We start from the raw sequence: 21,815 nt of genomic DNA, 5'->3' as shown, positions 1-21,815 counted from the left end.
GAGGGAGCTTGTGCTGGCACAAGCTCCTTTTTCACATTATATATTAAATTATTGGCTTTTTAATGGGAAATGTATATATTTATACATATACAGAGAAAGATATAGGCGGTGTTTCGAAAATGGCTAAGTCAAAAGGGAAGAATGAGATCTTTGAATGGATTAAAGCTTTAGTTATAGCAATTATATTAGCAGCAGTCATCCGATATTTCCTATTTGCACCTATATTGGTTGATGGTTTATCGATGATGCCGACCCTGCATAATGAAAATAGAATGGTAGTCAATAAAATATCCTATAAAATCGGTGAACCTGAGCGATTTGATATAGTTGTTTTTCATGCAACGGAAGAAAAAGATTACATTAAAAGAGTAATTGGTTTGCCTGGTGATAAAATAGAATATAAAGATGATACGCTCTATATTAATGGAAAAGCTTATGAGGAGCCTTATTTGGATGAAGCTAAGGAACAAGTTATTGATGGACCTTTAACTGAACCGTTTACTCTGGAAGAGATTATTGGTCGTGAAACCGTTCCTGAAGGTGAAGTGTTTGTTATGGGGGATAATCGAAGATATTCTAAAGATAGCCGCCATATAGGAACAATCAAGCAAAGTGACATTCTCGGTAAGACGAGTCTTGTTTACTGGCCGTTAAGTGAATTTAGAATTGTTGACTAAAGACTGAAAAGGTGAAAGTATGACGATACAATGGTTTCCCGGGCATATGGCGAAAGCCCGTCGTGAAGTAACAGAAAAATTAAAGCTTGTTGATATTATATTTGAATTGGTGGATGCAAGGTTACCTCAATCATCAAGAAATCCGATGATTGATGAAATCATCCAGCATAAACCTCGGCTGGTTATTTTGAATAAAGCTGATATGGCAGATCAAAGTAAAACAAATCAATGGTTGGCCTATTTTGAAGCTAAAGGAATTAAAGCAGTGGCGGTAAATGCACATCAGGGAACCGGGTTGAAAAGCATTATGGCTGGGGCTCAGGAAGTGCTCAAAGATAAAATAGAAAAAATGAAATCAAGAGGAATTAAACCACGTGCAATCCGAGCTATGATTGTCGGAATTCCGAATGTTGGAAAGTCTACTTTAATAAATAGGCTAGCCGGGAAAAATATTGCTAAAACAGGAAATATGCCTGGTGTCACAAAAGCCCAGCAATGGATAAAAGTTGGTAAGGAGCTGGAATTATTGGACACGCCAGGAATTTTATGGCCGAAGTTTGAGGATCAGGAAGTAGGCTATAAACTAGCTGTAACTGGTGCTATTAAGGATACTATACTGAACCTGCATGATATTGCCATCTATGGACTAAAATTTTTGGAACGGGAATATCCTGCGCGTTTACAGCAAGGATATAAGCTTGATACCATCCCTGAAGAAATTGTAGAAGCTTTTGATCATATAGGGCAATTCCGTGGTTGTTTAGCTGGTGGCGGTATGGTTAACTATGATAAAACAGCCGAATTGATTATTAGAGACATCCGTTCACAAAAACTTGGAAGATTGACTTTTGAATCTCCATCTGATTTAGAAACTGATGTATAATAAATAAACTGCAGACCCCCTGAAATGGGGGTCTTTACATTTGCAAGGGTAAACCGATAGTAATTAGGAAGGAAACTGGACAATGACGAAATCACTTACGATATCAGAAATAAAAAATAAATTGATGGAGTTACAAACTATGGAGGATCCTTTCATCGAGATATGCCGCCAGGATCAGCGTAAAGGTGTCCAGACAGCTCTGTCAGGCTTTGAAAAGTCGATAGCAAGAAAGGAAGCGGAAAGACGTCATTTTGAGTCTATATCCATCTATGAGAACCAATTAAGGGCAGAAGGCTATAAATATATTGTAGGAATAGATGAAGCGGGTAGAGGACCGCTTGCGGGCCCTGTGGTAGCTGCAGCCGTTATTTTGCCTGAAAAGTTCTATTTAGCCGGTCTCAATGACTCCAAACAACTCTCTGCGGCAAAAAGAGAACAGTACTTCCAGTACATACAGGAAAGGGCGCTTGCGGTCGGAGTTGGTATTATCCACAGTCAAGAAATAGATGAAATAAATATATATCAAGCAGCGAAGAAAGCGATGCTAACCGCTGTGAATCAGTTAAAGATATTCCCTGAATATGCCTTGATTGATGCGATGGAACTGGAATTACCTATTCCTCAAATATCATTAATTAAAGGAGATGCTAAATCCATCTCCATTGCAGCGGCATCAGTGATTGCCAAAGAAACGAGAGACAGGCTTATGAAAGAATATGCAGTGAAGTATCCGCAATATGGCTTTGATAAGCATATGGGTTATGGCACGAGCAGTCATCTAGAAGCGATCAAAAAGCATGGACCGGTAGATTGGCACAGGATGACGTTTGCTCCTTTAAAAGATAAATAGAATAAGAGAGGGGTGATGTTTTGCAGTCTGTTATGAATATAGAATCATGGATGAATAAACTTGAGTTTAGCAAGGTTTCATCGGGATTTAGAGATGGACAAATATTCGCCGGTAAGATTATAAAATTTCACCCTCATCAAATGGCTGAATTGATGGTCAATGGAACAAAACTTATGGCAAAAATGGAAGTGCCAGTTGAAGCACATGTACGTTATCTATTTCAGGTCAAGCAATCTGAGAACGGCTTGATTCAACTAAAAGTTATGCCTTCAGGGGCAGGTATAACCAATCGTGATTTATCCGATCAACTATTGAGTTTATTCCATATAAAAAGCTCGAAGATGGGTTCAGCTCTTGCTCAAATGGTGATTTCCAATCAGATGACTATAACAAAAGACAGTTTTACGACTGCTCTGAATTGGGTGAATACGTTAGATGACCCTTTAAAAGGATTGCCAATCGCTAAATTAGCTTTTATGAATCAGCTGCCTGTTCATAAAATTGCACTAGATGCACTTTTATCTCTTCAAACTGGAAAACCATTAACGAGTTTGCTTGAATCTCTTTCGGATCATCTTAAGGCATATACTGATTCGGACAAATACACTTACATGTTAAAAAGAGTAGAAGATATACTTCAGTCAGGCAAAAGTGAAGTCTTTCAAAAAACTGCCTTGAGCCTTATAGATGAAGATGTAGAACTGATACAAAAGGCAGGTGTGGTCTTTAAAGAAGGACAAGCAGTTACTACAAATGATGGATCTAATAGATTGCAGGACTGGATTGATAGAGTATTTAAGGGAGGGAGCAATCGTCCTCCTGAGTTAACATCTGAAGAATGGGTAAAGGTCCAAGGAGAAATTTTAAAAAATGATTTATTCAGTCAACTCGATAAAAATCATACCTTATTTAAGACGTTGAATTCGATCATGCAATCACTGGGGATCGGTGGGGTAAATCAGTCGGACCAGCAAGGGCCAGACATGTTAAAAGACTTATTATTGCAATTAATGGCTGAAAATACACCCATACAACTTAAAAATCAAGCTGAGACCATTCTTACACGATTAGCTGCCTTTCATTTATTATCACAGGAAACTGGACCATTACAGAATGTTTTTATGCAAATCCCTGTTCCATTTCCCTTTGTTCAAAATGATGTAACTTTACAATGGACTGGACGAAAACGTAAAGATGGGACAATTGATCCTGCCTATTGCAAAATCGTATTTTATTTGGAGCTTTTACATTTAGAAGATACCGTTATCGATATGAATATTCAGAACCGGATTATCAGTTTAAAGATATGGACGGTGAGGCAGAAAGAAGCTAACGAAGCTTTGAATTCTCTGATGCCTATATTGAAGGAAAATCTGGAGGAGAAAGGTTACTTGCTATCAACGGTAAAAATAGATGATTTTGTCCAAAGAAAAACCGCAAATTTAGAACGGGATAAACCATACTATCCTGTTTATGGATACAGTGGGGTGGATTATAAAATATGATGGCAAATAGAAAAGCTGCTACGGTTTTAAAGTATGAGGAACATCAGGATATATCACCAAAATTAATCGCTAAGGGAAAAGGGATGATTGCGGATCAGATCGTAGAGGAAGCTGAAAAACACAAAATTCCAGTTCGGAAGGATCCAAGCCTTACTGAATTATTGTCGCAGCTTGAGATTAATCAATCGATACCTGAGGAGCTATACCAGGCAGTAGCTGAGGTTTTTGCTTTTATTTACAAAATGGATAAAAAGGTAGGCGAATAATTCGAATTTTTATGAAATAGAGAAATTTATTAAACTATAAGTCTGTCAGAAGGCGAAAGATTCGAAGAAATAGCGTGCGGAAGCATACTGAATAAGGGTTGAACAAAGTATAATGCAACCTTTATTTGGTATGCCTTTTTTGATAATTTTTGTAATAAATTTCAAAATATTTACCGATTTTTGGAGAAAACGCTTTATATTATTGGACTTTAAATACTAGTTTTAATACAATTAAAACGCAATATATTTTTTATAGTCTGAAAGTTTTGATGGGAGGATAAGAAATGAATATCCATGAGTATCAAGGTAAAGAGATCCTCAGACAATACGGGGTAAAGGTTCCTAATGGAAAAGTTGCTTTTTCAGTAGAGGAAGCGGTTAACGCGGCAAGTGAACTTGGAACTGCGGTTACTGTTGTAAAAGCTCAAATCCATGCGGGAGGAAGAGGGAAAGCTGGTGGCGTCAAGGTTGCCAAATCGCTGGATGAGGTTCGTACATATGCTGGTGAAATACTCGGCAAAGTATTAGTCACACATCAAACGGGTCCTGACGGAAAAGAAGTAAAACGCTTACTTATTGAAGAAGGCTGCGATATTAAGAAAGAATACTATGTTGGCCTTGTTCTTGACAGAGCGACTTCAAGAGTCGTATTAATGGCTTCTGAAGAAGGTGGAACAGAAATTGAGGAAGTGGCTGAAAAGACACCGGAAAAAATCTTCAAGGAAGTTATTGATCCTGTAATTGGATTAACTGCATTCCAAGCTAGAAGAATAGCTTTTAATATTAATATACCAAAAGAATTAATCAATAAAACAGCTAAATTTATGACTGGTCTTTACACAGCATTCATAGAAAAGGATTGCTCTATTGCTGAAATCAACCCTCTGGTTATCACAGGTGACGGTGAAGTTATGGCTTTGGATGCTAAGCTGAATTTTGATGAAAACGCTCTTTATCGCCATAAGGATATTGTCGCATACCGTGATCTTGAAGAAGAAGATGCAAAAGAAATTGAAGCTTCGAAATATGACTTAAGCTATATATCTCTTGATGGCAATATTGGCTGTATGGTTAACGGAGCTGGTCTTGCTATGTCCACCATGGATATTATTAATCATTATGGCGGGACTCCTGCAAACTTCCTGGATGTTGGAGGCAGTGCTACGGCTGAGAAAGTTACGGAAGCATTTAAAATTATCCTTTCAGACAGCCATGTTAAGGGGATTTTTGTAAATATATTTGGTGGCATTATGAAATGTGATGTTATTGCGGAGGGTGTTGTAGAAGCAGCTAAGCAAATTAGTCTGCAGGTTCCGCTTGTCGTACGTTTGGAAGGTACAAATGTAGAACTTGGCAAAAAGATTTTAGAGGAATCCGGTATTAATGTCACAGCGGCAGAATCAATGGCTGATGGTGCACAAAAAATCGTTTCGTTAATAGGCTAACACTGGAGGGTATATGAAATGAGCGTATTTGTTAATAAAGATTCAAAAGTAATTGTACAAGGAATTACAGGCTCTACTGCCCGTTTTCATACACAGCAAATGCTTGAATATGGAACTAAAATTGTAGGTGGTGTGACACCTGGTAAAGGCGGCACAGAAGCTGAGGGTGTTCCTGTATTTAATACAGTAATTGATGCAAAAAAAGCAACAGGTGCCAATGTTTCCGTTATCTATGTTCCGGCCCCTTTTGCTGCTGATTCCATTTTAGAAGCAGTTGATGCAGAATTGGATCTCGTCATCTGTATAACAGAGCATATTCCTGTATTGGATATGGTGAAAGTAAAACGTTATATGGAAGGTAAGAAAACACGTCTGATTGGGCCAAACTGTCCGGGCGTTATTACACCAGAGGAATGCAAGGTAGGAATCATGCCTGGTTATATCCACAAAAAAGGACATATAGGCGTTGTTTCTCGCTCTGGTACATTAACCTATGAAGCGGTGCACCAATTGACTCAGGCGGGCTTTGGACAGTCTTCTGCGGTCGGTATTGGTGGGGACCCAGTCAATGGAACAGATTTCATTGATGTTTTAAAGGCTTTTAATGAAGATCCCGAAACGTATGCGGTTATTATGATCGGTGAAATAGGTGGTACTGCTGAAGAAGAAGCAGCACAATGGGTTAAAGAGAATATGACAAAACCAGTAACAGGATTTATCGGGGGACGAACTGCTCCTCCAGGGAAACGTATGGGCCATGCAGGTGCCATTATTTCTGGTGGAAAAGGGACTGCCGATGAAAAAATCCGTGTTATGAATGAATGTGGTATAAAAGTGGCTGAAACTCCGGCTGTAATGGGTGAAACGATGCTAAATGTACTAAAAGAACAAGGGCTTTATGATCAATGTAAAACTCATTAAGTAACAAAGACAAGCTCCTCTTATTCATCTTAAGGGGAGCATCTTTATATATCATTCTAAATAATATAATGAGGTGAAACTGTTATGGATGAGTGGAAGAACAGACTTGTGCATCTTGACCATTGTAGGGGCATAAGTTGGAAGTCTCAATATCGTATTTTAAAAAAAGATCCGAATCTCCTAAATATGTATGACCAACCATTTCGTTATTGGATGGAAACACTGGATTTATCCTCTTCAAAGACCTCTTTATTTATGAAAGACCTCCACAATCAAGACCTTCAAAAAATGCCTTCTATTTATGAGAAAAACCACATTCACTGTATTACATTTCTGGATCATTTATATCCTCATCAGTTGTCCGTTATTTATCAGCAGCCATGGATATTATACTGTAAGGGAAACCCTGAGCTCTTGCATAATTCCAAAATATTAGCCATAATAGGTAGCCGTGCCCCTACGGATTATGGAAAAAAGATGGTGAACTATCTGATTCCGGATTTAGTTAAGGCTGATGTATGTATCGTAAGTGGATTAGCAAGAGGGATTGATTCACATGCGCAATTCAAGGCTCTTCAAAGTGGTGGAAAGGTTATTGCTGTAATTGGTGGAGGTCTTTTCAATATATACCCGAAAGAAAATACAGCACTTGCTAATTTGATCGTGGAGAAAAATGGGGTAATACTGTCTGAATATCCACCCATTATGAAACCGGAACCTTGGCACTTTCCGATGAGAAACCGAATTATCAGCGGTTTATCAAGGGCTATTTTAGTGGTAGAGGGGAAACAAAGAAGTGGGACATTCATCACGATTCAACATGGCTTGGAACAGGGAAAAGATATTTATGCAGTTCCTGGAAGTGTGTTTTCTGAACTGTCTGCTGGTCCGCATGAATTGATAAAAGAAGGTGCCAAATTAATCAATCATGCTAATGATATCCTGTACGAGTGGTGATGTTGAATAGAGATCTCTGATGCATTGTATGGACGAAGATAATCAATTTTAACTGTCTTTCCGAAACGATTTAAGTTGCAAAATTATGATTTCTGTTATACATTGTGCTTCAGACAAGGTTTATAGAGTCATGAGGAGTATTCAGATTATATTGATTGTTAATAATAGTGGAAAATTCCTCAGAACAGACCATTGACAGAAGTAAAACTAAACCTTCATAATCATACATGCATGAATATAGAGAGTGATACCCTCTTAAGGAGGAAAGAAATGGCGGATTATTTAGTTATAGTGGAATCGCCTGCTAAAGCGAAAACCATTGAAAAATATTTAGGAAAAAAATATAAAGTTAAAGCATCCATGGGCCATGTTCGTGATTTACCGAAGAGCCAGATGGGTGTAGATTTTGAACATAATTATCAATTGAAATATATCACCATTCGCGGTAAAGGTGATGTACTTAAAGATTTAAAGACTGCCGCAAAAAAAGCTAAAAAAGTTTATCTCGCAGCTGACCCCGACAGAGAAGGGGAAGCAATTGCGTGGCATTTAGCTCACAGTCTCGGAGTAGATGTTAGTTCTGACTGCCGTGTCGTATTCAATGAAATAACGAAAGATGCGATTAAAGAATCATTCAAACATCCAAGACCCATTAAGATGAATTTGGTAGATGCACAGCAAGCGAGAAGAGTGTTAGACCGTATTGTGGGATACAGTATAAGCCCAATTCTTTGGAAAAAAATAAAGAAAGGCTTAAGTGCCGGGCGTGTTCAATCGGTTGCAGTACGTCTTATTATTGATCGTGAAAAAGAAATTGATGCCTTTACACCGGAAGAATACTGGTCCATCAACGGATCTTTTCTGAAAGGCAAGAAGGATTTTGAAGCTAACTTCCACTCAGTAAATGGCAAGAAAATTCCATTGCAATCTGAAGAGGATGTAAAGAATGTACTTTCGCAAGTAAATGGAAACGAATACTTAGTGCAATCGGTAACGAAGAAAGAACGAAAAAGGAATCCTGCTCCTCCGTTTACAACTTCGTCCCTTCAACAGGAAGCAGCTCGTAAACTAAATTTCAGAGCAAAGAAAACCATGATGATTGCTCAGCAATTGTACGAAGGTATTGAGATTGGCAAAGAAGGAACTGTCGGTTTAATCACTTATATGAGAACAGACTCAACAAGGATTTCCGAGACTGCTCAAAATGAGGCGAGAGAATGGATTACATCTCAGTTCGGTGAAGATTATCTTCCTAAGAGCCAACGGAAAGATAAGCAGACATCTGGAACACAGGATGCCCATGAAGCAGTACGGCCAACCAGTGTAGTTAGGGAACCTTCTGTGATGAAGCAATATCTATCTAAAGACCAATTCCGATTATATAAACTAATTTGGGAACGGTTTGTAGCCAGTCAGATGGCACATGCAATTATGGACACAATGGCCGTCGATTTGAAGAACGGTGATATCGTCTTTAGAGCAAATGGATCCAAAGTAAAATTTGCCGGGTTTATGAAAGTATATATTGAAGGCAATGATGATAATAATGAAGAAAAAGAGAATTTACTGCCTGATCTGAAAGAAGGGGATGTTGTATATTCGAAGGACATCCAATCAAATCAGCATTTTACTCAGCCGCCTCCGCGTTATACAGAAGCAAGGCTGGTTAAAACACTCGAGGAATTAGGAATTGGTAGGCCGTCAACTTATGCCCCAACACTCGACACAATTCAAAAAAGAGGCTATGTCGCTTTAGATAATAAACGTTTTATTCCAACAGAGCTTGGCGAGATTATTATAGAAGTCATGAGTGAATTTTTCCCTGACATCCTGGATGTAGAATTCACTGCTAAAATGGAAAACGAACTGGATAGTGTAGAAGATGGTGAAGTTGAATGGGTTAATATAATTGATCATTTCTATAAAGAATTCGAGAAGGACTTAGCCAAGGCTGAAGAAGAAATGAAAGAAATCGAAATCAAGGATGAGCCTACTGGTGAATCATGTGAAGAATGTGGATCTCCAATGGTGTTCAAAATGGGAAGATACGGAAAATTTGCGGCGTGCAGTAATTTCCCTGATTGCCGGAATACAAAGCCAATTGTCAAAGATATAGGCGTAAAATGTCCGAAATGTCAAGAAGGCAATATTGTCGAACGAAAAAGTAAAAAACGTCGCATCTTTTATGGCTGTGATCGATACCCAGCATGTGATTTCGTTTCATGGGATAAGCCTTTACAAAGGCCTTGCCCTAATTGTCAGGGGCCTCTAGTTGAGAAAAAACTTAAAAAAGGCGTTCAAGTTCAATGTATTGAATGCGAATATAAGGAAGAGCCACAAAGTTAAAGAGGGAAGAGCTAAAAGGCTCTTCCTTCTTAACTCTTTTACGTAACCTTTCAGGGTTTTCTGAAACTTTTTCTTAAACAAAACGTATAACAAATAAAGATTTTCAATCTATTACATGATTTGATAATTTAAGGAATAAACATTGTTGGAGGGTATACATAAATGAAAAAAGTAATAGTAGTTGGTGCCGGATTAGCCGGTAGTGAAGCGGCCTGGCAATTGGCTGAGAGAGGGATCAAGGTTGATTTATACGAAATGAGACCTGTAAAACAAACTCCGGCCCACCATACTGACAAGTTTGCTGAATTGGTCTGCAGTAACTCTTTGCGTGCTAATACTTTAACCAATGCAGTTGGGGTATTAAAAGAAGAAATGCGCCAATTAAACTCAATTATTATGGATTCTGCTGATCATTGTTCTGTACCAGCTGGTGGAGCTCTTGCCGTTGACCGCCATGAATTTGCTGGTAAAGTCACTGAGACATTGAAAAATCATCCCAATGTAACCATTCATAATGAAGAATTAACTGAAATACCTAAGGATGAAATAACCATTATTGCAACAGGGCCTCTTACAAGCGAGCTGTTATCAAAAGAAATCAGCCAGTTAACAGGTGAGGATTATTTCTATTTTTACGATGCGGCTGCTCCAATAATAGAAAAAGATAGCATTGATTTAAATAAGGTTTACTTGAAATCAAGATACGACAAAGGGGAAGCAGCTTATTTAAATTGCCCGATGACAGAAGAAGAATTTAATACTTTTTATGAAGCTTTAATTGAAGCGGAAACAGTTCCATTGAAAGAGTTTGAAAAGGAGATTTTCTTTGAGGGCTGCATGCCGATTGAAGTGATGGCGAAACGTGGGAAGAAAACAATGCTGTTCGGTCCGATGAAGCCAGTTGGTCTAGAAGATCCGAAAACGGGTAAACGTCCGTATGCGGTTGTACAACTTCGTCAGGATGATGCAGCTGGAACATTATATAATATTGTTGGATTTCAAACCCATTTGAAATGGGGGCCGCAAAAAGAAGTGATCAGATTGATTCCTGGGCTCGAAAATGCTGAAATTGTGAGATATGGCGTGATGCACAGAAATACTTTTATCAATTCACCTAAAGTTCTTGCAGCCACTTATCAATTAAAAGCAAGACCTAATTTATTCTTTGCGGGTCAAATGACCGGTGTTGAGGGATATGTAGAATCAGCAGCTTCAGGCTTGATTGCTGGAGTAAATGCGGCACGGTTGGCTTCAGGACAGGAACCAGTTATCTTCCCACAGGAAACAGCAATGGGAAGCATGGCTCACTATATCACATCTACAAACGCGAAAAATTTCCAACCGATGAATGCCAACTTTGGTTTGTTCCCTGACTTGGGTAGAAAAATCAGATCCAAACAAGAGCGAGCTGAGGCACATGCTGAACGAGCTTTAGAAACAATTCGGAACTTTTTGAATAGTTTGTAAAGTATTTGCAAGGGTTACTGTAATATGTTAATATTTAGTAACCCTTTGTAAGGGGTGACTGTTTTGAATATTGAAACTTCTTTAGAATTTTATATAAAGTATTTACAAATCGAAAAAAACTATTCAAAATATACTATTGCATATTACCAACAGGATATAGAGGAATTTTTCTTGTTCATGAATGAGCAAGTTATTTCCAATTTAACAGCAGTTACGTATCCTGATGCTCGATTATATGTTACGAATCTCACTGAACGGAATTTGTCTAAAAGAAGCATCAGCAGGAAGATTTCTTGCTTACGTTCATTTTATAAGTTTCTGATGAGGGAAAATATTGTGGACGAAAATCCATTTGCCATGCTTTCGTTGCCCAAAAAAGAACAGAGGCTGCCTCGGTTTATGTATGAGGAAGAGATGGAAGCTATCTTTTCAGCGATTGATCATACTACAGATGCAGGAAAGCGCGATTTGGCTTTATTGGAACTCTTGTATGCAACAGGTATGAGGGTAAGTGAATGCTGCAGCGTAGAACTGAGTGATTTAGATTTTACTCTCATGACTGTCCTTGCCCATGGAAAGGGAAAGAAGGACCGATATATTCCTTTTGGTGACTATGCTAAAAAAGCATTATTGGAATATATTAATGGTCCCAGAAATGAATTAATAAAAAAATCAGTACAATCGCACGCTTATCTGTTTGTTAACCAAAGAGGCAACCCTTTAACCCCTAGGGGAGTTCGATATATTTTATCTAATATCATTGATAAGGCATCTGTTAACAAACATCTCTACCCACATATGTTACGGCATAGTTTTGCAACACATCTTTTGAATAGCGGTGCGGATATACGCTCTGTACAGGAACTGCTTGGTCACTCAAGCATACAAGCGACGCAGGTTTATACGCATGTCAGTAAGGAAAGACTAAGAGAAGTTTATAGGAACAGCCATCCAAGAGCTTAAAGAGAATGAATCGCCTTAATCTTAGTGAGGGAGTTGTATTATGGAACAATTTCATGCTACTACTATTTTTGCAGTGCAACATAATGGGGAATGTGCTATGGCTGGTGATGGCCAGGTAACAATGGGAAATGCTGTTGTAATGAAACATACTGCAAAAAAGGTCAGAAAATTATTCAATGGAAAAGTTTTAGCTGGTTTTGCCGGCTCAGTTGCAGATGCCTTTTCATTATTTGAAATGTTCGAAAGCAAATTGCATGAATATAATGGAAATCTACAACGTGCGGCAGTGGAGCTAGCCAAATCCTGGAGAAGTGATAAAGTTTTACGTAAGCTTGAAGCTATGCTGATCGTAATGGACATGGATAATATGCTTTTGATTTCCGGTACCGGAGAAGTGATTGAGCCTGATGATGGTATATTGGCAATCGGTTCTGGCGGGAATTACGCATTGGCTTCCGGCCGTGCGTTAAAACGATTTTCTGGAGAAAATATGACAGCAAGAGAAATCGCTCATGCTTCATTAACAATTGCATCTGAAATTTGTGTATATACGAATTCAAATATTATTTTGGAAGAGCTATAAACAAAGGAGGATCCTAATGAAACAGGACATCAAAAATCTAACACCAAGACAAATCGTTGAGAAATTGGACCAATACATAATTGGGCAAACGGATGCTAAAAGAGCAGTAGCTATTGCGTTGCGAAACAGATATAGACGCGGTCTCTTGAAAGAAACTCTGCGGGATGAAGTTGTGCCTAAGAATATCCTTATGATTGGACCAACTGGTGTTGGTAAAACAGAGATAGCTCGTAGAATAGCCAAAATAGTAAAAGCGCCTTTTGTTAAAGTGGAAGCGACTAAATTCACGGAAGTCGGTTATGTGGGGCGTGATGTGGAAAGCATGGTTCGTGATTTAGCTGAAACTTCTGTAAGGCTTGTCAAAGAAGAAAGAATGCTTGAAGTGAAAGATAAGGCATTAGAAAATGCCAATACTCGAATTGTCGAATTGCTTGTCCCTTCAGGGAAAAAGTCTTCTTCCTTTAAGAACCCTCTGGAAATGATTTTTGGTACGTCAGGTGATACTTCCAATGCAACTGATCAAGATAATCAGGAAGAAGAAAGAAATATCTACGAAAGACGAAGATTAATAAAAGAACGTTTATTAAATGGTGAGCTGGAAGAAGATTTGATTACGGTTGAGGTGGAAGAACAGCCACCCTCTATGTTTGATATGCTTCAAGGTTCCGGTATGGAACAAATGGGTATGAATATGCAAGATGCGTTCAGTAATCTTATGCCTAAAAAACAGAAGAAAAGAAAATTGGCTATTAAAGATGCGCGTAAAGTTTTGGCAAATGAAGAAGCGCAAAAATTAATAGATATGGACGAAGTAACTCAACAAGCAATTGAGCGTGCCGAGCAAACTGGTATCATCTTTATTGATGAAATAGATAAGGTAGCAAGTAAAAGCGGCGGGGCCTCTTCAGCAGATGTATCGAGAGAGGGCGTTCAAAGAGATATACTTCCTGTTGTAGAAGGTTCAACAGTTGTCACGAAATATGGAACGCTTAAAACCGATCATGTGTTATTTATTGCTGCAGGAGCTTTTCATATGGCAAAGCCATCTGACCTTATTCCTGAATTGCAAGGTCGTTTCCCAATTAGAGTAGAGCTTAAAAAATTATCTGTGGATGATTTTTATAAAGTATTAATAGAACCAGATAATGCGTTAATTAAACAATATATTGCATTATTAGAAACAGAAGGTATACAAATTGAATTTTCAGACGAAGCTATTCGTAGGATAGCTGAGGTTGCTTTTGAAGTGAACCAAAACACGGATAATATTGGAGCGAGAAGATTACATACGATTATGGAAAAGCTTTTAGAAGATTTATCCTTTGAAGCTCCTGATATTTCGATGGGGAAAGTTATGATTACTCCTCAGTATGTGGATGAAAAACTGGGTGCAATATCTAAAAATAAAGACTTAAGTGAGTTTATATTATAAATAGTTAAATGTTTCAGATTATTGCGCGAGGGTACAATTAATTAGTTACATTTTACTCTTTTCCATTATCCTGGTCACTCAATACGCTAAATAAATATCCATAACAGAAGACATTATAGGAGGAAGAAAAATGGATTTACTGAATAAGACTAGAAAAATAAACTCGATGTTACAACAAACAAGCGGAAAGCAAGTAAACTTTAAGGAAATGGCTGAAAGCTTAAGTGAAGTTATTGAAGCGAACATTTTCGTTGTTAGCCGCAGAGGTAAATTACTTGGTTTCCAAATTAACCAACAAATCGAAAATGAACGTATGAAGAAAATGCTTGAAGATCGTCAATTTCCGGAAGAGTATACAAACAATCTTTTCAATATTAAGGAAACATCTTCTAATATTGATGTTGAAAGTGAATATACAGCTTTCCCTGTAGAAAACAAAGATTTGTTTAAATCAGGTTGGACGACAATTATCCCTATCGTTGGCGGTGGCGAGCGCTTAGGTACATTAATTCTCTCCCGTGTAGAACAAAAATTTGCTGATGATGATTTGATTCTTGGCGAATACGGAGCTACCGTTGTTGGAATGGAAATTTTACGCGAAAAAGCAGAAGAAATTGAAGAGGAAGCGAGAAGCAAGGCTGTTGTACAAATGGCTATCAGCTCTTTATCCTACAGTGAATTAGAAGCAATTGAGCACATCTTTGAAGAATTAAAAGGTAGTGAAGGATTGTTAGTTGCTTCCAAAATTGCTGATCGCGTAGGAATTACTCGTTCAGTTATTGTTAACGCATTAAGAAAATTAGAAAGTGCCGGTGTTATTGAGTCACGTTCTTTAGGTATGAAAGGTACTTATATCAAAGTACTGAATGCTAAATTCTTAAATGAGCTTGAAGCATTAAAACGCTAAAAAAGAAATAAAAAACCGAAGTTGTATTGAACTGCCCCCTGTCAAGTAGACAGGGGGCAGTTCAGTATGATGACTTCGGTTTTTTTGTCTCTTCATTTTTTGTACCATCTGGAATATATTGTTTAATCATCAGTTGATAATATGAGCAAATGGAAATTCACCCTATACAGGCTTTTTCAAGAGACGATCCAGTGGAAACAAAAGAAAAGTATAATTAACAGTGGGAATTTTTAGGAAAACCGAGGTCTGATCAATGACTTCGGTTTTTTATTTGGATAATTTACGAAGAATTATTGAAATTAGTCTACAAAAAGATAATTTATTTACCAAAATAGGACTATTGTACTTATCATTTTTACTCTATTTTCTTTAATATAAAATATGACAATTATTTTATAAATATGACTATAATGTCATATTTGTACAATAAATAAATAAATTTGTAATATTATGCCGCTAAATATTAGTGAATATAGTAGTATATAGAAAAAATATCCACTATATAGAAGAAGTGTCATTGTAAATAGATGAATAGAGAAACCCTTCAAGATAGAAAGGATGAGAATATGAAGCTATTTTCTAACACTGTCAGCTTACTTGAACAGGGACTGGATTACTCGGCATTAAAATCTAAAACAATCTCCCAAAATATTGCAAATGTCGACACGCCTAATTATAAAGCGAAAGGTGTAAGTTTTAAATCGGTATTAGATCAAGCAACACACAGTAATAATCAATCATTTAAAACGGACAGCAAACATTTTGAATTTAAAGAGTTGGGAAATAACGGGTTACAAGTCACTAGTAAAAATGCGAATTACAATAGTGCAGGGAACGGTGTGGATATGGATAGTGAAATGAGCGATTTAGCTACTAACCAAATCTATTACAATGCATTGGTTGAACGACTTAATGGGAATTTCCAAACGCTACAAAGCGTTATTAGGGGAGGTAATTAACAATGGGACTGTTCTCTGGCATGGAGATCACATCAAGTGCATTAACTGCACAGCGCCTTCGTATGGATGTGATTTCATCCAATATGGCCAATGCTGAAACCACAAGAGGTGAATATGTTGATGGGCAATGGCAACCGTACCGACGGAAGTCAGTTGTATTAGAAACCAAAAATAATGGTTTCTCAGATTATCTGCATACAGCTATGAATAATTCGGGACAATATGAGGTCGGTAATGGGGTAAAGGTGACTGCGATTAAGGAAGATGTTAATACGGTTTATGACCCAAGTAATCCGGAAGCTAATGAGGCTGGATATATTGAAGAACCAGATTTCAAATTAGTTTATGATCCTAGCCATGCAGATGCTGATCCTAATACGGGATATGTAAAGATGCCTAATGTTGATCCATTGCGTGAAACAGTTGATTTAATAAGTGCAACACGTTCTTACGAAGCAAACGTGACGGTATTCAATGCTTCTAAAGGTATGTTGATGAAAGCACTTGAAATAGGCAAATAATGAGGAGGTTATAAATTGGAACCCATTTTATTAAACAATGCTGTTTCTTCTGTTCTTACACAAAAAGTACCTAAATCAACCAATACTACACCATACGAAGCTCAAAACTCTTTTGCGTCCGTCTTAAAGAAAACAATTGAAGAAATAAATACAACTCAGCAAGATTCAGCATCTATGACACAAAAATTGGCGCTTGGTGAAGATGTTGATTTGCATAACGTAATGATTGCATCACAGAAAGCGAGTATAACTCTACAGGCCACAATGGAAGTACGTAATAAAGCAGTCGAAGCTTATCAGGAAATTATGCGAATGAATATGTAAGTAAACTAATAAATTTGCCTCAGTCCCAACGAAATTAATATTTCCCAACATACGACAGGGAAGTCTCCGTGGACGTTAATATTGATGCAAGCTAGCTAAGTTCGGGGGATCATGATGAAAGAATCGTTTATAAAAATTGGTAATCAAATAAAAGAATTTTGGAAGAGCCGTACAGGTAAACAGAAAACAACCTACATTGGCATTACGGCAGCATTGATCCTAATTGCTGCGGCTACTGTTTTTTTCACTTCAAGAACTACGCTCGTTCCTTTATATAGTAATCTTTCACCGACAGAAACCGGATCAATTAAAGAGAATCTGGATGGCAGAGGAATCGTCTCAGAAATTGCCGATAACGGAAGTACCATACTAGTGCCAAGTGAAATGGTAGAAACACTGTTGGTTGAACTGGCTGCAGAGGGGATTCCAAAATCCGGCAGTATAGATTATTCATATTTTAGTGAAAATGCAAGTTTTGGTATGACTGATAATGAATTTAATGTTATTAAACAAGATGCCATGCAGAATGAAATTGCAGGTCTTATTAAAGGGATTGAAGGTGTTCAAGAGGTTGAGGTCATCCTTACGCTGCCTGACAAGGGAGTATTCGTCAGTGATACGAAAGAGGAAGCTTCAGCATCTATTGTATTAAATACCAAACCGGGTCAGGAATTTGAAGAAAATCAAATAAAAGCCTTATATCATTTAGTTTCAAAAAGCGTTCCGAATCTCCCTACAGATAATATCGTCATCATGAATCAATATTTTGAGTACTTTGACCTAAAAAATAATGGCAGCAGCAGTTCGGATAGCTTCGCCTCTCAAAATGAAATAAAAAAAGAAATTGAAAAGGATATACAACGCCGCGTCCAAGGGATGCTAGGAACGATTATGGGAACCGATAAAGTCATTGTTTCTGTAACAGCAGATGTAGACTTTACCCAAGAAAATAGAGAAGAGAATCTTGTAGAACCTGTGGATGAAGAGAACATGGAAGGATTGACGATCAGCGCCCAAAAATTATCTGAAGCCTATACAGGAGAGGCAGGGGCAGAAGGTGGTACACCTGTCACCGAAGATGCATCAGATTCGCTCGGATCACAATATCTGGAAGGATCAAATGGGAATGGAGATTATGAAAAGACGGAGGAAACCGTTAATAAAGAGGTAAACAGAATACGTAAAGAGATTAGTGAATCACCATACAAGGTTAGAGACCTTGGAATTCAGGTCATGGTGGAGCCACCTAAAGCAGATGATACTAATTCGCTTCCTGAAGAACGAATTACTGATATTAAAGATATTCTAGGAACAATTGTTCGAACAAGTATTGATAAATCAGAAAGTAATGATCCGCTTACGGATGAACAATTAGAGGAGAAAATTGCGATATCAGTCCAACCGTTTAATGGAAAAGTTACATTTGACGAACAAGCAGAAAGTAGTATTCCTTGGTGGGTTTATATAATTGGTGGTGTTTTACTTTTAGCGATCATTGTCCTGCTTATTTTCATTATTAAATCACGTAAAAATAAAGAAGATGAGATAAATGAGTATGAAGAACCAATCCCTCCTGTTGTGGTGTCCAATATTGAAGAGGAAGCAGAGTCAGAAGCGACTATTAAAAGAAAACAGCTTGAAAAACTAGCAAAAGAAAAGCCGGATGAATTTGCGAAACTCTTAAGATCATGGATAACGGAAGAGTAGGGGGGGCAGAAAAACATGTCTATTAGAGATATGAAAAACAGTTTAACTGGTAAACAGAAGGCTGCAGTATTGCTTATTTCAATGGGACCTGATGTTTCTGCAAATGTTTATAAGCATCTGTCGGAAGAGGAAATTGAGAAGCTGACCCTGGAAATTTCAGGCGTCCGCAAGGTGGGTCCAAAAGAAAAAGAGGACATTGTCGATGAGTTTCATACAATTGCACTTGCTCAGGATTATATTTCGCAAGGTGGGATTGGTTATGCGAAGACTGTTTTAGAAAAAGCATTGGGCAATGACCAAGCGCAAGCGATCATTAACAGGTTGACTTCTTCCCTGCAGGTGAAACCATTTGATTTTGTTAGAAAGGCAGACCCAGGCCAAATATTGAATTTTATACAAAATGAACATCCTCAAACGATTGCCTTAATTTTATCGTATTTGGAAGCAGGACAGGCAGGGCAAATATTATCTGAGCTTCCACACGATATGCAGGCAGACATTGCAAAACGGATTGCTTTAATGGATAGTACTTCTCCTGAAATAATCAATGAGGTAGAACAGATTCTTGAAAGAAAACTCTCCGCAACTGTAACGCAAGACTATACACAAACCGGAGGAATAGAAGCGGTCGTTGAAGTTTTAAATGGAGTGGACCGGTCCACAGAGAGAACTATTTTAGATGCTTTAGAAATTCAGGACCCAGAATTAGCTGAAGAAATTAAGAAACGGATGTTTGTATTTGAAGATATCGTGACACTGGATAACAGAGCTATTCAGCGGGTGATTAAAGATGTAGAAAATGAAGATCTGATGCTGTCCCTTAAAGTGGCCAGTGAAGAAGTGAAAGAGATCGTTTATAAAAATATGTCCAAACGTATGGTCGAAACATTTACGGAAGAGATGGAATTTATGGGACCAGTTCGCTTACGTGATGTGGAAGAAGCGCAATCAAGAATTGTCGCGATCATTCGACGCCTTGAGGATGCTGGAGAAATTGTTTTAGCCCGTGGCGGGGGAGATGACATTATTGTCTAGAATAATAAAGTCGCATTTGGCTGATACACATGACAAAAATAAAAAGTTAATTCAAATTAGGAAAATAATAAATGAATACAACGAGCCAACTCATAGTGAGGTTCGGGTAACCCAGAGTAGGGATCAGGAAGTAATGGAAGCGACGAAAAAGGCAGGAGCTATTATAGATGAAGCTCAGAAACAAGCCGATCAAATCCAATTACAGATCCAGGAAGAAGTGGATCGCTGGAATACAGAGAAGCAAATACTCATGGAAGAAGCCAGGCAGGAAGGGTATTTGACTGGCAAGGAACAAGGGTTGATGGATGCTCAGATAGAATATAAACAACTGCTGGATCATGCAAAAGAGACCGTACTAAATGCAAAAAATGAATATCTATCGATTGTGGAGAGTTCTGAATTCACGATTTTGAACCTAGGGATAAAAGCCGCTGAAAAAATCATGAATCAACACTTAAACGAAAATAAAGAAGATTACTTGCTTGTTGTCAAGAAGGCGATCAAGGAAGCAAGAGAATATAAAAATATTGAACTACATGTTCACCCCTTCCATTATTCATTTATCCTTTCTCATAAGAAGGAATTGATGTCACTGTTCCCAAGAGAAACAGAATTCTATATCTATCCGAATGATGAATTAGATGAGAGTGGTTGTGTAATCGAGTCTTCGAATGGCCGGCTGGTGGCAAGTGTGGATGAACAGCTGGAGCAAGTCAGGATTAAGCTGCTGGAATTACTTGAGGAGGGTCTCTCATGATTATCTCTCAATTAATAGAACAAATTGATCACCTTGATACGTTTAAAAGGTATGGCCGAATTAAAAGGGTAGTTGGACTTATGATTGAGTCTCAGGGACCGGCTAGCTCAATTGGAGATATGTGTTTGATTCATACTGGTAAAAACCAAAAAATAAAGGCTGAAGTAGTGGGTTTTCGAGATGAGATTGTCATTTTAATGCCATACAGTGCCGTTAGTGAAATATCACCCGGTTCGATTGTAGAAGCGACCAGGAAGCCGCTTGAGATAAAAGTGGGCACGGGTTTAATAGGAAAAGCACTCGATGCAATTGGCAATCCGCTTGATGGAGGAGCGCTTCCATACGGGTTATCTTCGGTGGCTACAGAACAGGATCCTCCCAATCCATTGTCACGTCCTCCTATTGATGAAGGTATTGAAACAGGTGTCCGCATGATTGATAGTCTATTAACAGTAGGAAAAGGCCAAAGAGTTGGTATATTTGCCGGAAGCGGAGTAGGAAAAAGTACGTTGCTGGGGATGATTGCTAGGAATACAACTGCTGATCTAAATGTGATTGCTCTTGTTGGTGAGCGGGGCAGAGAGGTCCGGGAATTTATTGAAAGAGACTTAGGTCCGGAAGGATTAAAAAGATCCATAGTGGTTGTGGCCACTTCAGATCAACCGCCATTAATGAGAATCAAGGCGGCCTATACGGCAACCGCAATAGCAGAATTTTTCCGAGATCGAGGGATGAATGTCATGTTGATGATGGATTCCGTTACGAGGGTGGCTATGGCACAGAGAGAATTGGGCTTGGCTGTTGGAGAACCGCCAACAACAAAAGGATATACTCCATCTGTATTTAGTATTCTTCCTAGATTGCTTGAGAGAACTGGTACAAATAGCAAAGGGACGATAACGGCCTTTTATACCGTATTGGTAGATGGCGATGATATGAATGAGCCTATTGCTGATACAGTACGGGGAATATTGGATGGACATTTTGTTTTAGATAGGGATCTTGCCAATAAGGGACAATTTCCGGCAATCAATATTTTAAAGAGTATTAGTAGAATCATGGCACATATCATAGACCCTGCTCATGCAAAAGCGGCTGAAAAGGTCAGGCAGTTCATGTCTGCTTATCTGGAAGCTGAGGATTTAATTAATATTGGTGCATATAAAAGAGGATCCAATCCAATCATTGATGAAGCAATTCAAAAATATCCAGCAATTATTGAGTATTTAAAACAGGGTGTTAATGAAAAAGTTACGGAACAACAGAGTATCGAACAATTGCAATTATTAATTGAAATGGGTGGATGACTT

21 protein-coding genes are annotated in these 21,815 nt (G+C 38.1%); all 21 read left to right on the top strand.

Annotated elements, in window-relative coordinates; all coding sequences use genetic code 11:
* The first annotated feature begins 119 nt into the window (after nucleotides 1–119).
* Nucleotides 120–677, top strand: a complete 558-nt coding sequence (gene lepB, locus AC58NB_RS03710) for a signal peptidase I (protein ID WP_497425547.1) — start codon at nucleotides 120–122, stop codon at nucleotides 675–677.
* Nucleotides 678–696: 19 nt separating this feature from the next.
* Nucleotides 697–1,560, top strand: coding sequence for a ribosome biogenesis GTPase YlqF (gene ylqF, locus AC58NB_RS03705; protein WP_497425472.1), 864 nt, complete (start codon nucleotides 697–699; stop codon nucleotides 1,558–1,560).
* An 82-nt stretch (nucleotides 1,561–1,642) separates the two neighbouring features.
* Entirely contained in the window at nucleotides 1,643–2,410 is a 768-nt protein-coding gene (rnhB, locus tag AC58NB_RS03700; protein WP_497425471.1) for a ribonuclease HII, read from the top strand.
* A gap of 50 nt (nucleotides 2,411–2,460) precedes the next feature.
* Nucleotides 2,461–3,915 (top strand): hypothetical protein, encoded by a 1,455-nt coding sequence (locus tag AC58NB_RS03695; RefSeq protein ID WP_497425470.1) that lies wholly within the window; start codon nucleotides 2,461–2,463, stop codon nucleotides 3,913–3,915.
* Nucleotides 3,912–4,181, top strand: a complete 270-nt coding sequence (locus AC58NB_RS03690; protein ID WP_497425469.1) for an EscU/YscU/HrcU family type III secretion system export apparatus switch protein — start codon at nucleotides 3,912–3,914, stop codon at nucleotides 4,179–4,181. Before AC58NB_RS03695 ends, AC58NB_RS03690 begins: the two co-directional genes overlap by 4 nt.
* A 284-nt stretch (nucleotides 4,182–4,465) precedes the next feature.
* The gene (gene sucC, locus AC58NB_RS03685) at nucleotides 4,466–5,626 is read left to right on the top strand and encodes an ADP-forming succinate--CoA ligase subunit beta (protein ID WP_497425468.1); all 1,161 of its coding nucleotides are present in this window, start codon (nucleotides 4,466–4,468) and stop codon (nucleotides 5,624–5,626) included.
* An 18-nt stretch (nucleotides 5,627–5,644) separates the two neighbouring features.
* Nucleotides 5,645–6,547 (top strand): succinate--CoA ligase subunit alpha, encoded by a 903-nt coding sequence (gene sucD, locus AC58NB_RS03680; RefSeq protein WP_497425467.1) that lies wholly within the window; start codon nucleotides 5,645–5,647, stop codon nucleotides 6,545–6,547.
* 84 nt (nucleotides 6,548–6,631) lie between these two features.
* The gene (dprA, locus tag AC58NB_RS03675; RefSeq protein WP_497425466.1) at nucleotides 6,632–7,504 is read left to right on the top strand and encodes a DNA-processing protein DprA; all 873 of its coding nucleotides are present in this window, start codon (nucleotides 6,632–6,634) and stop codon (nucleotides 7,502–7,504) included.
* Between the two features lie 270 nt (nucleotides 7,505–7,774).
* Nucleotides 7,775–9,850, top strand: a complete 2,076-nt coding sequence (gene topA / locus AC58NB_RS03670) for a type I DNA topoisomerase (protein ID WP_497425465.1) — start codon at nucleotides 7,775–7,777, stop codon at nucleotides 9,848–9,850.
* A gap of 162 nt (nucleotides 9,851–10,012) precedes the next feature.
* A complete protein-coding gene (gene trmFO / locus AC58NB_RS03665) occupies nucleotides 10,013–11,317 on the top strand; it encodes an FADH(2)-oxidizing methylenetetrahydrofolate--tRNA-(uracil(54)-C(5))-methyltransferase TrmFO (protein WP_497425464.1) in 1,305 nt (434 codons plus the stop codon).
* A 54-nt stretch (nucleotides 11,318–11,371) separates the two neighbouring features.
* Nucleotides 11,372–12,280 carry a tyrosine recombinase XerC gene (gene xerC, locus AC58NB_RS03660; RefSeq protein WP_497425463.1) on the top strand — a complete coding sequence of 303 codons (909 nt, stop codon included), beginning with the start codon at nucleotides 11,372–11,374 and terminating at the stop codon, nucleotides 12,278–12,280.
* Nucleotides 12,281–12,320: 40 nt separating this feature from the next.
* On the top strand, nucleotides 12,321–12,863 hold the full coding sequence (gene hslV, locus AC58NB_RS03655) for an ATP-dependent protease subunit HslV (protein ID WP_497425462.1): 543 nt from the start codon (nucleotides 12,321–12,323) through the stop codon (nucleotides 12,861–12,863).
* A gap of 16 nt (nucleotides 12,864–12,879) precedes the next feature.
* On the top strand, nucleotides 12,880–14,295 hold the full coding sequence (gene hslU, locus AC58NB_RS03650) for an ATP-dependent protease ATPase subunit HslU (RefSeq protein WP_497425461.1): 1,416 nt from the start codon (nucleotides 12,880–12,882) through the stop codon (nucleotides 14,293–14,295).
* A gap of 130 nt (nucleotides 14,296–14,425) precedes the next feature.
* Nucleotides 14,426–15,202, top strand: coding sequence for a GTP-sensing pleiotropic transcriptional regulator CodY (codY, locus tag AC58NB_RS03645; protein WP_497425460.1), 777 nt, complete (start codon nucleotides 14,426–14,428; stop codon nucleotides 15,200–15,202).
* 566 nt (nucleotides 15,203–15,768) lie between these two features.
* Nucleotides 15,769–16,161: a flagellar basal body rod protein FlgB gene (gene flgB, locus AC58NB_RS03640; RefSeq protein WP_497425546.1), complete on the top strand. Its 393-nt coding sequence runs from the start codon at nucleotides 15,769–15,771 to the stop codon at nucleotides 16,159–16,161.
* A 2-nt stretch (nucleotides 16,162–16,163) separates the two neighbouring features.
* The gene (locus tag AC58NB_RS03635) at nucleotides 16,164–16,682 is read left to right on the top strand and encodes a flagellar basal body rod protein FlgC (protein ID WP_497425459.1); all 519 of its coding nucleotides are present in this window, start codon (nucleotides 16,164–16,166) and stop codon (nucleotides 16,680–16,682) included.
* Between the two features lie 24 nt (nucleotides 16,683–16,706).
* The gene (gene fliE / locus AC58NB_RS03630; RefSeq protein WP_497425545.1) at nucleotides 16,707–17,006 is read left to right on the top strand and encodes a flagellar hook-basal body complex protein FliE; all 300 of its coding nucleotides are present in this window, start codon (nucleotides 16,707–16,709) and stop codon (nucleotides 17,004–17,006) included.
* 114 nt (nucleotides 17,007–17,120) lie between these two features.
* A complete protein-coding gene (gene fliF, locus AC58NB_RS03625; protein WP_497425458.1) occupies nucleotides 17,121–18,713 on the top strand; it encodes a flagellar basal-body MS-ring/collar protein FliF in 1,593 nt (530 codons plus the stop codon).
* A gap of 15 nt (nucleotides 18,714–18,728) precedes the next feature.
* A complete protein-coding gene (gene fliG / locus AC58NB_RS03620; protein ID WP_497425457.1) occupies nucleotides 18,729–19,748 on the top strand; it encodes a flagellar motor switch protein FliG in 1,020 nt (339 codons plus the stop codon).
* On the top strand, nucleotides 19,741–20,505 hold the full coding sequence (fliH, locus tag AC58NB_RS03615; protein ID WP_497425456.1) for a flagellar assembly protein FliH: 765 nt from the start codon (nucleotides 19,741–19,743) through the stop codon (nucleotides 20,503–20,505). The genes fliG and fliH overlap by 8 nt, the downstream gene beginning before the upstream one ends.
* Complete coding sequence (gene fliI / locus AC58NB_RS03610) at nucleotides 20,502–21,812, top strand: flagellar protein export ATPase FliI (protein ID WP_497425455.1); 1,311 nt, start codon at nucleotides 20,502–20,504, stop codon at nucleotides 21,810–21,812. Before fliH ends, fliI begins: the two co-directional genes overlap by 4 nt.
* Nucleotides 21,813–21,815: the final 3 nt, after the last annotated feature.

It is taken from the genome of Pradoshia sp. TA40_28, from assembly GCF_059694525.1.
This window is presented reverse-complemented; position numbering and strand designations above follow the sequence as displayed.